A 14,994-nucleotide genomic window follows, 5' to 3' on the forward strand; every position below is an offset into this window, starting at 1 on the left:
ATGGCAATTCAGGATTATACCTGCGACAAACTGCTGGATCTGAAAGAGACCATTGCCGCAGCGCTGTTCGATGGCGTTTCTTATCCATGGGAGGTGCTGGAGAGGATCGGGGCGTTCATTTCCGAGCTCGGAGCCACGCTTCCCGCGGATCGCTTTGAAAAGAGAGGGGAGAACATCTGGGTCGCAAGGAGCGCGGTGATCTGCGACAGCGTCAGCATCACCGGCCCCTGCATCGTGGACGAGGATGCGGATCTTCGGCACGGCGCCTTTATCCGCGGCAAGGCCATCATCGGAAAGGGCTGTGTCGTGGGAAACTCCTGCGAGCTGAAAAACGTCATTCTCTTCAATCGCTGCGAGGTGCCGCATTACAATTATGTCGGCGACAGCGTGCTCGGCTTTCACGCCCATATGGGTGCGGGAGCCATTACATCCAACATCAAGAGCGACCGGACGGATGTCGTGATCCATGACGGCGGGGAGCAGATCTCTCTGGGACTCCGGAAAATGGGGGCCATATTGGGGGATTATGCGGAAATCGGCTGTAACTCGGTTCTGAATCCGGGTACGGTCATCGGCAGGCATACCAATATTTATCCGCTTTCCATGGTGCGCGGCTGCGTTCCGGCGGAGCACATTTACAAGAGCCGGACAGAGGTGACTCTGAAAAAGAAATAAGCGGGAGGATGCGGGATGGCGAATACCGATCTGGCAGTCATACAGCTGCTTTGGGACATCATCAACCAGAAGACGGGAGAGCTCGGAAAAGTTGATTTTCTTCCGGAGAAACCGGCCTTTGACTTCCTTGCTCCCACGGAGCAGCCGCTTCCCCGCAGCACGCCGGAGGAGCAGGGCGTGCACTCCGGGTATATCGCGGATTTTGTCCGCGAGCTGATGGAGGATCGGGCGCTCCGCATGCATCAGCTTCTTCTCATCCGCCACGGACATGTCATCTACGAGGGAGGCTTTGATCCGTATCCCGCCGGCCTGTGGCACGCCAGCTACTCAATGTGCAAGAGCTTTGCCGGCATGGCGACGGGGCTCCTGATCGACGAGGGAAAGCTCCGTCTTGAGGACCGCGTCATCGAGCTTCTCGCAAAGGAATGGAGCTCCTCCATCCCGAATCTCCTGACCGTGCTCCGTTTCCGCGAGCTGACCGTCCGCCACCTGCTCACCATGTCCTCCGGCGTCGCATTCAACGAGGCGGGCGCCGTATCCGGCAACGACTGGGTGAAGAACTATTTTGAATCCCCCGTAAAGTTCGCGCCCGGAAGCCGCTTTGAGTACAACAGCATGAACACGCTGATGCTCTCGGCTATTGTGACAAAGCTCACGGGGAAAACCATGGTCCGCTATCTGCAGGAAAAGCTGTTCGTTCCCATGGGCATACGGAAAATATTCTGGGAAACCAGTCCCAAGGGCTACACCAAAGGGGGCTGGGGCCTGTTTATCACCCCCGAGGACGCGGCAAAGCTGGGGCTGCTCTATCTGAACGGAGGCCGCTGGAACGGGAAGCCCCTGATCTCTGAGCACTGGGTGGCGGAATCGACCCGGACGCAGATCGAGACCGGACAGCCGGCCAACCCCGGCTACGGCTATCAGCTCTGGCCCGGCGAGATGCACGGGAGCTTTGTCTACAACGGGATGCTGGGGCAGAACGTCTATGTCTGGCCTGCGCTGGATACGATACTCGTCACCAATGCGGGGAATGAGGAGGTCTTTCAGGACGGCCGGATGACCAGGCTTGTCCGCCGGTATTTTTCAAAGGACACATCCTTTTCAGCCGTTCCGCTGCCAAAGGACCGCGAAGCGGAGAGGCGGCTTGCGGCCGTCCGGCGAAAGGCCGAGGGCAGAGAGTCCTCGGCGCTGCCGATTGTGTGCGGCGGATGGAAGAGGGAAAGCCGCCGGAGCGCAGCCGGAGCCCGTGCCGCGCGGGAGGAACTCCTGCGCAGAGACTTTCTCCGCTCTCTGGACGGCACGGAATGGCAGCTCGACAGGAGCGGCGTGGGACTGTTTCCGCTGATTCTTCAGGTCGTCCACAACAACTATACGAAGGGCATCTCGCGCCTTGCTTTCCATCTTGAAAACGGGGAGCTGACGCTTGACATCACCGAGGGAGGACAGCGCCACGCCATTCCCGTCGGTTTCGGGAGAGGACGCCGGGTTCTCCTCAATATGAACGGGGAGGATTATCTCGTCGGGACAAAGGGACGCTTCGGGCAGAACGAAAACGGCGTTCCCGTCATCACACTGCAGATCGCTTTCATCGAGGAAGCGGCAGAGCGCGAGCTCCGGATCCTCTTCCCTGACAGGGAGCATATCGTGCTGTACTGGAGCGAGCATCCCGGCGACGTGCTCATTGCGGGCCTCTTGGAACAGATCACCGTCGGCTCCGGAAATACGAACCCGCTTGTCGGGCAGCTTCTTGGCATGATGAATCCGGATACGCTCTCCCGGGCCATCCAGAGCTTTATCGAACCGGTCGTGCCGGCATTTTACATCCCGCCGGCGCCTGTTTCTGAAAACTGAGGAGAATAGTGCGAAAAGTCACGCTGATGCGCTGATTTTTCGCAAGGCTATTTGCACCGAAGCCCAAATAGCCTTTCATCGCAGCTGCAAAACCGCCTGCGCGGACCTTTCAGCAAAAGAAAAATGCTGTCAGGCAGCGGGACGACATGAGCCGCAGAGCGGCTCGGCACACTGCGCGCCGGCGCAGAGTGCTTGCGGCGCGTGCCTCGCACTAAAGTGCTTCGCCATAGAGGGTTACCATGTCTCAAACTGTTGAATCCATTGTCCGCTGTATCCGTGAAAAAACCGGCTTCGTTCCTCGCGTCGCACTGACGCTGGGCTCGGGCCTCGGAGATTACGCCGGCCAGCTGCGGGATGCGTCCGAAATTCCGTACCGGGAGCTTCCCGGCTTTCCGGTTTCGACCGCGCCGGGACATGCGGGGCGTTTCCTGCTCGGCTATGTCGGCGAGGTTCCTGTCATCTGTATGCAGGGCCGTGTCCACTACTATGAGGGCTATTCCATGGACGAGGTCGTGCTGCCGGTTCGGGTCATGCGCGCTCTGGGAGCGGAAACTCTGTTTCTCACCAACGCGGCAGGCGGCATCCGGGCCGATTACCGTCCCGGAGACCTTGCCATGCTGACTGACCACATCTCATGCTTTGTGCCGAATCCTCTGATCGGCCCCAACGACGATGCGGAGGGCGTGCGGTTTCCGGATATGAGCCATGTCTATGAACCGGAGCTGCAGGAGCTCCTTATGAGCGCGGCAAGAGAAACCGGCGTCACGCTGAAAACCGGCGTCTACGCACAGCTCACCGGCCCCTCCTTTGAGACCCCCGCGGAGATCCGCATGCTGCGGACGCTCGGGGCGGATCTCGCCGGCATGAGCACCGTCGTCGAGGCCATCACCGCGGCATATGCCGGCATGCGCATCTGCGGCATTTCGCTTGTGAGCAACCTCGCGGCGGGCATCACCGGCCAGCCCCTCTCAGAGGAAGAGGTGATCGAAGCGGGTCGGGAGGCTTCCGACCGCTTCACAAGACTTGTGACCGCCGCCGTCCGGAAGATGTGACATATCCGTCATTGCTTACATGAAATATCATACATTGCTTCGAAAGGGCAATTCGCATGAACATTCGTTTTTACAATGCAAGAATACTGACCATGCAGGAGGGACAGCCTGTCTTTTCCGGCGAGCTGTGGACCGCGGAGGACCGGATCCTCTATGTCGGAGATACGCCGCCTGCCGGGACACCCCGCGCGCAGGCGGGAGACAGGCCCGCTTGCTGGGACAGGGAGATCGACTGCCGCGGAAATCTTCTGATGCCGGGCTTCAAAAACGCGCATACGCACAGCGCCATGACCTTTCTCCGCTCCCATGCCGACGACATGCCGCTGGACCGCTGGCTGAACGAGCAGGTTTTTCCCTTTGAGGCGAAGCTCACGCCGCAGGATATCGGCACGCTGACGAAGCTCGCCATCCTCGAATATCTGACCGGCGGCGTGACCGGAATCATGGAGATGTATCTTACGCCCGAGACCATCGCCGCGGCCTGTTCCGGCTGCGGTATGCGCGTTGTGCAGGTGGGGGGCTGCAACAATTTCAGCCAGTCTCCGGAGCTTCTGGAAAAATGGTATGAGGAGCTGAATCATGCCGATCCTCTCACCAGTTTCCAGCTCGGCTTCCACGCGGAATATACCTGTTCCCCGGATCTGCTTGAAACGATCGCCGGGCTGGCGCATCGCTTCCGGGCGCCCGTCTTCACGCACTGCGAGGAGACCCTTGCCGAGACGCAGGGCTGCATGGAACGCTACGGAAAAACGCCGGTCGCTCTGCTTTCCGAATTAGGAATCTGGGATTTCGGGGGAGCGGGCTATCACCTCGTCCACACCAATGAGGAGGACCGGAGGATTCTTAAAGAAAAGAACATCGGCGTCGTCACGAATCCCGCCTCCAACGCCAAGCTCGCGAGCGGCATCGCGCCGCTTTCCGAATACCTTACAGACGGAATCCCGGTCGCAATCGGAACCGACGGACCGGCGAGCAATAACTGTCTTGACATGTTCCGCGAGATGTTCCTTGCCACCGCTCTGGCCAAGCTCCGGACCGGGGACGCCTCGGCGGTGCCGGCTCTCGAGGTTCTCCGAATGGCTACGGTGAACGGAGCGCATATCATGCGTCTTCCGGAGACCGACGTCCTTGCCGCGGGAAAGCTCGCCGACCTCATCCTGCTCGACCTGCAGCAGCCGAATATGCAGCCCGTCTGGGATATTCCGAACAATATCGTATATTCCGGGAGCAAAAGCAACGTCATGCTGACCATGATCGGCGGCGTGATCCGCTATGAGCTCTGCGGCGGAGAGCAGCGCTTCCATATCGGAGAGGAGCCTGCGGATATCTACCGCGAGGTTGAAGCGATACAGCGCAGGATCTTTATGGAGAAATAGCCCTGATCGCAGCCGCAAAACCGCCTGCGCGGATTTTGCGGCGCGTGCCTCGCTGAAAACGCTTCGGCATGGAGGATAATGTCCTTGAATTCCAGCACACTTTACAGCAACCTCACGTTTTTTGCCTTTCTCTGCGCCGCCCTTGTCATTGCGGGAATCATCGGATACCGGGAAAAGCGGAGAGCGGAGACATCTCTCCTGCGCAGGCTCAGGGACGGTTACGGGAAGCCCCCGGGGCCGTCTCTTTCTCCGGAGGAAAACAGGGAACACATCCCCGGATATTACCGGCACCATCCGGAGGAGTGGCAGATCGATGACATTACATGGAACGATCTGGATATGGACCGCGTCTACCGTCGCATGAATTACTGCGGAAGCGCCGCCGGTGAGGAGTATCTCTACTGGCAGCTTCGCACCCCGGCCCTGAAGCCCGGCGATCCCCGGATCAGCTCCGAAAAGATGCGGCTCTGCGACAGAAATCCGGAGCAGCGTCTGCGCTATCAGAAGATCTTTTTTGCGCTGGGGCAGACCGGCAGGCATTCTCTGGCCGACTATCTTGAAACGCTGGATGCACTCGGAAAAAGAAGCAACGCATTCCACTATCTGTGCGCCGCCGCCTTTGCCGCATCTCTCGTTCTGACGACCGTTGAGACAAGGACCGGTGTCGTCGCGCTGTTCTCTGTGATTGCGTTCAACATTCTCAGTTACTACCGCCAGAAGAATGAAAACGACACTTTTCTGATTCCGTTCCGCTATCTGCTCCGCCTCCTCCGCTGCATCGATCTGCTGCAGAAAGGACAGCCGCGCCCGGCGCGCCGCCGAAGGAACGGGTTCCGCGGTAAGAAGAACGATGCCGGAAGCGCCATGGGAGACGATGCCGGAAGCACTTTCGAAAGTGGGATCATCAGCGATAAAAAAGAAGAGGATCCCTTTCCAGATGAAACACAGGAGCTGGCCGCACTGGCAAAGAACCTCAGCCGTTTCCGCCGGGGGGCGGAGCTCCTGATGACCGCCGGCGGAGGCGGCAACCCTCTTGATATTATCCTCGATTATATTCGTATCATCCTGCACCTTGATCTCATCAAATTCAACAGTATGCTCGCGGAGATCCGTGCGCACCGGGAGGAAATCGACCGTATTCTCACGCTGATCGGCGGAATGGACGCGACCATCGCCGCCGCCTGCTTTCGCGCCTCCCTCCCCCTCGCTTCCGAACCGGAGCTTTGGTCTGCGGAGACGGCAGGGGAAAAAGAGAGCGGGAAAAACGGCAGAGCGGAGCGGTTTTTCGCTGACCGTCTGTATCATCCGCTCGTTTCCGGCGCCGTTCCCAATTCCATTCAGACGGCCGCCCATGTGCTGATCACCGGCTCCAACGCCTCCGGAAAGTCCACCTTTCTGAAAGCCACTGCACTGTGCGCCCTCCTTTCCCAGACCGTCTCCATCGCACCGGCCGACTGCTATCGGGCGCCCTTTTACCGCCTGTATTCCTCGATGGCGCTCCGGGACAATCTGCAGGGCGGGGAGAGCTATTTCATCGTAGAAATACGCTCACTCAAGCGGATTCTTGACGCCGCGGAAAAGAAGAACACGGCGCCCGTGCTGTGCTTTGTCGACGAGGTGCTGCGTGGCACGAATACCGTCGAGCGGATCGCCGCCTCCTCGGAGATCCTCGCCAGCTTTCCGGAGCGTGGAATTACCTGCTTTGCCGCGACGCACGACATCGAGCTCACGGGACTTCTGGCAGAGTGCTACGACAATTATCATTTCACCGAGACGATGGAGAACGGCGACGTCCGCTTTGACTACCGCCTGCTGGCGGGCAGAGCGGCCTCGCGCAACGCGATCCGGTTGCTGGAGGCCATCGGCTACGACAGCGCCCTGATCCGGCGGGCGGAGGAGCGGGCCGGGCATTTCATCGAGACAGGAGAGTGGCAATGACCATAACGGGAGAAGCACAATGAGCAAGGTGACGATCTACACCGACGGTGCGGCGCGGGGAAATCCCGACGGGCCGGGCGGCTACGGGACCATTCTGCAATTCGTCGACTCCGCCGGGGTTCTTCATGAAAAGGAATTTTCGCAGGGCTTTGAGAAGACCTCAAACAACCGCATGGAGCTTCTCGCCGCCATTGTGGGACTGGAAGCCCTGAACCGCCCCTGCGAGGTCGAGCTGTATTCCGATTCCCGCTATCTCATCGATGCGCACAACCAGCGCTGGCTCGCCAACTGGCAGAAAAATGGCTGGAAGACGGCCGGAAAGGCGCCGGTTCGGAATCAGGACCTCTGGGAGAGGCTCCTGCGTGCCGAGGAGGGACACCGCATCTGCTGGCACTGGGTAAAGGGACACAACGGGCATCCGGAAAACGAGCGCTGCGATAAGCTCGCCACGGACGCCGCAGACGCCTTTTCCGCAGGGAAACAGGAATAGCGAAAAATAAAACAGAAAAAAGCCAGAATATGGAAACAATAATATAAAGCAGAAATTAAGGATAGATATCAATGAAAATCAAAGTGAAAAGAACAAGTGAAACCGCCGTTCTCCCGACGCACGGGAGCAGCGCGGCGGCGGGCTACGACCTGCATGCCGATGTGGCGGAGCCGGTGCGGATCGGCCCCGGAGAGACAAAACTGATCGACACCGGCCTCCGCTTCGAACTGCCGGAGGGGTATTTCGCGGGAATTTTTGCCCGGAGCGGGCTGGCCAGTCGGGAGGGACTCCGTCCCGCCAACTGCGTCGGCGTCTGCGACAGCGATTACCGTGGCAACTATATGGTTTCTCTCCACAACGACAGCTCCGAGCCCCGTGTGATCACAGCGGGGGAAAAGATCGCGCAGATGATCGTGATGGCCTATCTTCCTCTCGAATTTGAGGAGACGGCGGCGCTTTCGGAAACCGCACGCGGCGAGGGAGGCTTCGGCTCGACCGGCAGGCAGTAAACAGCTGTGAAATCGAACGATGAAATCGGAACGCGGACGGCTTGCGAAGCGGACGGCAGGCCGCTATACTGAAAAACAGTGCGCCCGCACCGGCAGCCTGCCGCATGCGCACAGCGCACAGAATGCCGCCATGGAGGAATCATGAAAATCAGAACAAGATATGCGCCCAGTCCCACGGGACGTATGCACGTGGGAAACCTGAGAACCGCTCTCTATGCCTATCTCATCGCCAAGCATGAGGGCGGAGATTACATTCTCCGCATCGAGGACACCGATCAGGAGCGCTTTTTTGAGGGAGCGATCGACATTATTTATCACACGCTGTCGGAGACCGGACTTTCCTATGACGAGGGCCCGGACCGCGACGGCGGCGTCGGCCCCTATGTCCAGAGCGTCCGCCAGAAGCAGGGCATCTATCTGCGCTATGCCAAAGAGCTTGTTGACAGGGGCGAGGCCTATTACTGCTTCTGCACGCCCGAGCGTCTCCGGACGCTGACGCAAGTCGTGGACGGCAAGGAAATCTCTGTCTATGACAAGCACTGCCTCTCCCTCACCAAAAAAGAGGTTCAGGCAAAGCTGGAGGCAGGGTTTCCCTATGTGATCCGTCAGAACAACCCCCGCACGGGAACCACCTCATTCCACGACGAGCTTTACGGAGATGTCACCTTTGACAACAGCGAGCTGGACGACATGATCCTCATCAAGTCCGACGGCTTCCCGACCTATAATTTTGCCAACGTGGTCGACGACCATCTCATGGGCATCACGCATGTCGTCCGGGGCAATGAATATCTGTCCTCCTCGCCGAAATACAACCGTCTGTACGAAGCGTTCGGCTGGGAAATTCCGAAGTATATCCACTGTCCTCTGATCACCGACGAGGAACATCACAAGCTCAGCAAACGGAGCGGGCACTCCTCCTACGAAGATCTGATCGAGCAGGGCTTTCTTCCCGAGGCTGTCGTGAACTTTGTGGCTCTTCTCGGCTGGTCGCCGGACGGAGAGCGGGAGCTTTTTTCTCTCGAAGATCTCGTGCGCGAATTTGATTACCGCCGTATCGGCAAATCACCGGCGGTCTTCGATTACACAAAGCTCCGTTGGATGAACGGAGAGTACATCAGGGCGATGGACGGGGACGCGTTTTTTGAAAAAGCCCTCCCGTACCTGAAAGAGGCGATTCACCGGGATCTGGATCTGCGCCGGATCGCCGGCATGGTACAGTCGAGGATCGAGGTGTTCCCGGACATTCCGGACATGGTCCGCTTCTTCGACGAGCTGCCGGAATACGACATCGCCATGTATACCCACAAAAAAATGAAAACCGACGCCGCCGGCTCCCTCTCGATTCTGGAGGAGCTGCTTCCGCTGTTTGAGAAACAGGAGGATTACAGCAACGACGCTCTCTACGGGCTGCTGACGCGCTATATCGAGGAAAAGGGCTGCAAAAACGGATATGTGCTCTGGCCGGTCCGCACGGCTGTCTCCGGCAGACAGACCACCCCTGCGGGAGCGACGGAGATCATGGAGATCCTCGGAAAAGAAGAGGCTTTGAAACGGCTTCGCACGGGGATTGAAAAGCTGAAAAAGGGGTTCTCGCCGTCCGCATGACACAGCGCGGCAATCCCGCACAGCGGGAGGCCATTGCCCATGCCGCGGGGCCCTGCCAGATTCTGGCGGGTCCCGGAAGCGGCAAAACCTTTGTTCTTACAGAGCACATCCGTTATCTCATTCTGCAGCTTCATGCAGCTCCCTCCTCGATTCTGGTTCTTACCTTTTCCCGCGCCGCCGCTCTGGAAATGAAACGGCGCTTTCAGGCTCTCTGCGGCGCTTTTCCCGATTCTTCTCTTTCCTCTGCCGCCGCATCCGTCGTTTTCGGAACCTTTCACTCTGTCTTTTTTCATATTCTGCGGCAGTCGCTTCCTCACCCGCCCTCTGTGCTTGGCGCCGCCGAAAGGCAGGCCCTTATCCTGCACCTCATCCGCTGTCATGTTCCCCGTTGTCCGGAGGAGGAGCTTCCGCATCTTCTGGAGCTCTGTCTTCCGATGATCGCCCGGATAAAAGCCCGCCCGGATGTTTATTCCGGAAGTGATGCACTTCCAAACGATGAGACCTTTCAGAACTTCCTCGACGCTTTTCCGGGGCCGGAATGCTTTCTCAGGATATACCGTGACTACTGCCGCTTTCTCGAGGAAAATCACAAGACTGATTTTGAGGGCATGATTCTCGGCTGCCTCCGCCTGTTCCAGCAGGACCCGGAACTGCTTTCCCGGTGGAGAAATCGCTTTCGCTGGATTCTTGTCGACGAGTTTCAGGATATCGATCCCCCGCAGTACGAGCTGCTCCGCCTCCTCTCCGGATCGGAAAATCCCGGTCTTTTTGTCGTGGGAGACGACGATCAGGCGATTTACGGTTTCCGCGGAGCGGATTCCTCGGTCATGCGGCGAATGACAGAGGATTATCCTCTGACAAGACGGATTTTTCTTGATGTCAATTACCGCTGCAGTGAATCCATCGTCCGTTTTTCCCAGCTCCTCATACAGGAAAACCGCCTCCGCGTGCCGAAACGGATGCAGGCAGGGGGACAGGGCGGCGCGCCGGTTCTCATCCTGCCGTTTTCTGATGCCGGAGCGGAATATGCCTTTCTCTGCGGCACCCTGCAGGCGCTTACTCCCGAAGCGCTGGCGCAGACCGCCGTCATCTGCCGGAGCCGTGCGCAGACGGCCTCGCTGAAAAGAGTGCTGTGCCGTCGCGGACTATCTGCGGGGGACAGTGCGGAAGCCCCGGATCCTCTCCGCCGATCCGTTTTTCTGGATATCCTCAGCTACCTGCGGCTCGCACAGTGTCTGTCCTGCGGGCGTCCGCTTTCCTGCGCCGATTTTTTCCGCGTCATGAACCGGCCACAGCGCTTTCTTTCAAGACGCGCCGTCGCAGGAGACGCATCTCACGGGGAAGCGGCGTTCCGCATCGGAGAGGTGTTCTGCATGGAAGAGCTGAAGCGATTTTACCGAGGACAGCCGCCCATGCTGCGCAGCATCCGAACTCTGGAGCAGGATCTTTCCTGCCTTGCATTGCTTCGCCCGGCGCTTGCCGTCCGCTATCTGCGGCACGCAGTCGGCTATGAGGCGGCCGCGGCAGACTGCAGCACACGTTCTCCGGAGGCGTATACGACGCCTCCCGGCAAAGAGGCGGCGCCGGGAAGAGGCCCGGCCGCGGAGCTCTCCGGACAGAGGCGGGAGAGGGTCCACGCGGCGTTGGATGAAGCGGAACGCTGCGTTTCAAGGGCAGAAACGGCAGAGGAGGCCGCGGCAGCGCTTTCTGCCCTTATCGCGGCAGCTTCCCCGAATGAAACAGTGAGAAAGGAACCGCCGCCCTGCCGCGCCCTCGGCCCGCAGGTGATCACTATGCACGCCTCCAAGGGACTTGAATTTGACCGCGTATTTCTTCCGGATTTGAATGAGGGTATTCTCCCGGGACGGCAGATCCGAAGCGAAGAGGGGATGGAAGAGGAGAGGAGGCTCCTCTACGTTGCCATGACGAGGGCAAAGCGGGAGCTTACACTGCTCTACCTGTCCGGAACGCCCGAAAATCCCCGGAGACCATCCCGTTTTCTGCGCGTTCTGGGCGTTGAAGATCCCATGGAAAAAAGCTGAAATCTTTAGTTATTTATGATAAACTATATTCGCTTTTTTACAGTGGTGTCTGCCGGCAGCTCCGGCGGCACATCTCTCCATCTCATGCGACACACACGGGGCCGTCCGATGAAAAAAACTGTAATATACCATAAAACAGAACCGGATTCCGCTCTTCTCATCGAGCCGGCCTGCGCGCAGAGCCCCGGGTGCTTTGCGCGGGGCAGGGGCATGGTCTTTGCCGCCGCGATCGCTCCGGAGGCGGCGGAGCGCTTTCCCGGCACGTTCGGGCTCCGCCTGTATGATCTGGAGACGCATACGCGGTGCGATATTCCGTTCCGGGACGAATACCGCACCGGCAGTCTGTACTCCGTCTATATCGAGGGACTGTGCGCTCCATCGACCGCCTATTGCTTTTTTATCGGCGGGGAGACCCTTTCCGATCCCTTTTCCTGCCGTCTGGGAGTGGTGGATGACGCTTCTCCCGTTCCTGCGGCTCTCCCCGGAGAGCTCGGCCCCCGGCCGCGGGTTTCGCCGCTCCGCGGACGGTACCGCTGGCCGGACCGCGTATGGTATATCCTGAATGTGCGCGCCTTTACTATGGGTTCTCATTCCGGCGTGAAGAAGCGGGGCAGCTTTGCCGGACTTTCGGAGAAGATTCCTTATCTGAAAGAGCTCGGCGTCACCACCGTGGAGTTGATGCCCGTTTTTGCACTGCTTCCCTCAAGGGATCATGACAGACCGAATCTCTGGGGCTTCGGGGACGCGTATCTGCGGGCCCTCCGCCCGGAGCTGGCCTCCGTTCCTGCCCATGCGGAGACGGAATTTCTTGCTCTGGTGCAGTCGTTTCATGACGCCGGGCTGGAGCTCATTCTTCAGATGTGCTTTTCTGCGGCGATCCCGGACGGAATCATCATCGAGACCGTCCGCTACTGGGCCGCCCGCTACGGAATCGACGGCGTCCATCTCATGGGCCCCCGCATTCCTCTTGAGGCTCTGGCGGCCGATCCTCTGCTGGCCGACCTCCTCCTCACCGCGGACCGTATTCCCGCTCCGGCCCCGTCTGCCGAAGAGCCGGGCCGCTTTGTGCTCGCTCCGACGTCTCCTCCCGGTGGCCCCAGGGAAACGGGAGAAGCGGCGCTTCACTGCGCGGAATACAGCGATCGCTTCCTGTATCTTGTCCGCGCTTTCGTAAAGGGCGATGATCTGGTTCTGTCTGACTTTATCCGCGCCTTTCTCGATGTCCCGAAAGGACACGGAAAGCTCCGCTACGCCGCAACCTACCACGGCTTCACGCTCCGTGATCTCGTGACGTACAGCCGCAAGCACAACGAAGCGAACGGAGAGGACAACCGGGACGGCAGCGACAACAACGTGAGTTGGAACTGCGGCGTTGAGGGAAACACCCGCCGAAAGGATGTCCTTGCTCTGCGCAGGCGGCAGCTCCGCAATTTTCTGGCGCTCGTGCTGCTCTCGCAGGGGACGCCCCTCCTGTTTGCCGGAGATGAGCGCGGCAACAGTCAGGGCGGCAACAACAACCCTTACTGTCAGGACAACGAGACGGGCTGGACCTCATGGCAGGAGAATGCGGAGAGCCGCGCTCTGCACAGCTTCTGTCAGGAGCTTCTTTGGTACCGCAGAGAGCATCCGGTATTCCGGCGCAGGGAACCGTTTCGCTTCAGCGATTACCGCAGCGTCGGCTTTCCGGATCTGTCCTATCACGGACGGGACGCATGGAAGCCGGATCTCACCGGGAGCAGTCACTCCGTGGGCCTGCTCTACTGCGAGAATTACGGGAGCGGCGCGCCGGACGAGGCGCAGAATACGGAGGGAAGCGCAGAGCGTCTCCCCCGCCTGCTGTACCTTGCCGTAAACATGTACTGGCAGAGCAGTCCGTTCGGCCTGCCTCACCTCAAAGAGCAATCATGGCAACTTATTATAGATACCTCGCGGGAGCATCCCTTTCTGGATGAAAAGGAAGAAATCGGGGAAGCCTCTCTGACGGTTCCCGCCCGCTCCATCATGCTGCTTCAGACCGTTCCCGCGCCGGGGCTTTCCCAGGCAGAGGAAACGGGCTGCGCTGTCCCGAAAGCAGACAGTCCCGACGAAAGGCACAGAAAACGGCAATGACATCCATTCCGAAAAATAAAATGAAAACCGCACCGCCCATCACGATCGCAAAGACGCTCGCCCATTTCCGGACCATTACCGCGCACCGGCACCATGTCATGCGAGAGTGCTTCCGCCTCGGCCTCTACCGGCAGGGACTCGCGCACGATCTCTCCAAGTATTCCCCGGAGGAGTTCCTTGTGGGAGCGCGCTACTATACCGGAACGGAGAGCCCAAACAACGGGGAGCGCCGCGTCACCGGCTATTCCTCCTCGTGGCTCCATCACAAGGGCCGCAACCGCCACCACTACGAATACTGGATGGACTATTCCGCCCATATGATTCCGGGCGGCTTTGCACCAGTCAAAATGCCGGGCCGCTATGTGGTGGAAATGTTCTGCGACCGGGTCGCCGCGTCAAAAATCTATAATGGCGAAAGCTACCGGGATTCCGATCCCCTCCGCTATTACCAGCGGGGAAATACGCAGCAGTTTCTTCATCCGCAGACGGCGGCTCTTCTCGAGCTTCTGCTGAATATGCTTGCGGAGCGGGGCGAGGACGAAACCTTTGCCTATATCCGCAGACAGCTCCACAAGTAGAACGCCATGGATACGATTCGTTTTGAAGAGGCGAGGCGCAGGATACTCGTTCCGGGAGAGCGGGAGAGACGCGGGATCGGCATGCAGATGGAAAAAACCCTGCATGCTGTTTTCAAATATTACGAGGATCCCGACGAGGATCATCACGAGATCCCGATTGAGGGCTATATCGCGGATATTTTTACCGGACGCGGAATCATCGAGATACAGAACGGAAATTTCGGAAAAATGCGAGAAAAGCTGGAAACATTTCTTCTGCTCTGGCCGGTCCGTATCGTCTATCCCCTGCCGCATATCAAGCATGTGACATGGATTGATCCGGAGACCGGCGCACAGGGAAAACGAAGCCGCTCCCCGAAAAGGGGAAGCTTTTATGACGCGTTCCGGGAGTTGTGCCGGATCCGTTCGTTCCTTGCGGATCCCCACCTGTCGATCGAGCTTCTTCTCGTCGACATGGAAGAGTACCGTCTGCAGGACGGCTGGGGAAAGAACGGGAAGCGCGGGTCGCACCGCTTTGACCGGGTTCCGATCTCCCTTGCCGGAGAGCTTCTTCTGGACTCGCCCCGCGATTACCTTGCCTTTCTCCCTTATGAACTCCCGGAGGAGTTCACCTCCGCCGATGTCGCGAAGCACGCAGGCTTCCGGCGGGACGGCTTTTCCTCCGTACTCCTCGTTCTCCGCGAGCTCGGCGTCATAGAGCGAACCGGAGAGAAGAGAGGACGGGCATGGCTCTACCGGATTGCTCCGTCTTTCCGGGACTGAGAAC

General features: G+C 59.0%; 12 protein-coding genes. All 12 read left to right on the plus strand.

What is annotated here, in order from left to right; all coding sequences use genetic code 11:
* The gene (locus E0E20_RS04020) at positions 1-675 is read left to right on the plus strand and encodes a UDP-N-acetylglucosamine pyrophosphorylase (RefSeq protein WP_130836907.1); all 675 of its coding nucleotides are present in this window, start codon (positions 1-3) and stop codon (positions 673-675) included.
* 15 nt (positions 676-690) lie between these two features.
* Positions 691-2,526 carry a serine hydrolase domain-containing protein gene (locus E0E20_RS04025; RefSeq protein WP_130836908.1) on the plus strand — a complete coding sequence of 612 codons (1,836 nt, stop codon included), beginning with the start codon at positions 691-693 and terminating at the stop codon, positions 2,524-2,526.
* A gap of 239 nt (positions 2,527-2,765) precedes the next feature.
* Positions 2,766-3,578 carry a purine-nucleoside phosphorylase gene (locus tag E0E20_RS04030; protein WP_130836909.1) on the plus strand — a complete coding sequence of 271 codons (813 nt, stop codon included), beginning with the start codon at positions 2,766-2,768 and terminating at the stop codon, positions 3,576-3,578.
* Positions 3,579-3,634: 56 nt separating this feature from the next.
* Positions 3,635-4,954, plus strand: coding sequence for an amidohydrolase family protein (locus E0E20_RS04035; RefSeq protein ID WP_130836910.1), 1,320 nt, complete (start codon positions 3,635-3,637; stop codon positions 4,952-4,954).
* Positions 4,955-5,038: 84 nt separating this feature from the next.
* Complete coding sequence (locus E0E20_RS04040) at positions 5,039-6,892, plus strand: MutS-related protein (protein WP_165443970.1); 1,854 nt, start codon at positions 5,039-5,041, stop codon at positions 6,890-6,892.
* Between the two features lie 19 nt (positions 6,893-6,911).
* Entirely contained in the window at positions 6,912-7,382 is a 471-nt protein-coding gene (gene rnhA / locus E0E20_RS04045) for a ribonuclease HI (RefSeq protein WP_130836912.1), read from the plus strand.
* A gap of 71 nt (positions 7,383-7,453) precedes the next feature.
* Entirely contained in the window at positions 7,454-7,891 is a 438-nt protein-coding gene (gene dut / locus E0E20_RS04050; RefSeq protein ID WP_130836913.1) for a dUTP diphosphatase, read from the plus strand.
* Between the two features lie 138 nt (positions 7,892-8,029).
* Positions 8,030-9,499: a glutamate--tRNA ligase gene (gene gltX, locus E0E20_RS04055; RefSeq protein ID WP_130836960.1), complete on the plus strand. Its 1,470-nt coding sequence runs from the start codon at positions 8,030-8,032 to the stop codon at positions 9,497-9,499.
* A complete protein-coding gene (locus tag E0E20_RS04060) occupies positions 9,496-11,541 on the plus strand; it encodes an ATP-dependent helicase (RefSeq protein WP_130836914.1) in 2,046 nt (681 codons plus the stop codon). The genes gltX and E0E20_RS04060 overlap by 4 nt, the downstream gene beginning before the upstream one ends.
* A 108-nt stretch (positions 11,542-11,649) precedes the next feature.
* Complete coding sequence (locus E0E20_RS04065) at positions 11,650-13,650, plus strand: alpha-amylase family glycosyl hydrolase (protein WP_130836915.1); 2,001 nt, start codon at positions 11,650-11,652, stop codon at positions 13,648-13,650.
* 20 nt (positions 13,651-13,670) lie between these two features.
* Positions 13,671-14,228, plus strand: a complete 558-nt coding sequence (locus E0E20_RS04070) for a DUF5662 family protein (RefSeq protein ID WP_130836916.1) — start codon at positions 13,671-13,673, stop codon at positions 14,226-14,228.
* 6 nt (positions 14,229-14,234) lie between these two features.
* Positions 14,235-14,990 carry a hypothetical protein gene (locus E0E20_RS04075; protein ID WP_130836917.1) on the plus strand — a complete coding sequence of 252 codons (756 nt, stop codon included), beginning with the start codon at positions 14,235-14,237 and terminating at the stop codon, positions 14,988-14,990.
* Positions 14,991-14,994: the final 4 nt, after the last annotated feature.

The organism is Lachnoclostridium sp. Marseille-P6806 (genome assembly GCF_900625025.1).
Lineage (GTDB): Bacteria > Bacillota > Clostridia > Lachnospirales > Lachnospiraceae > CAG-791.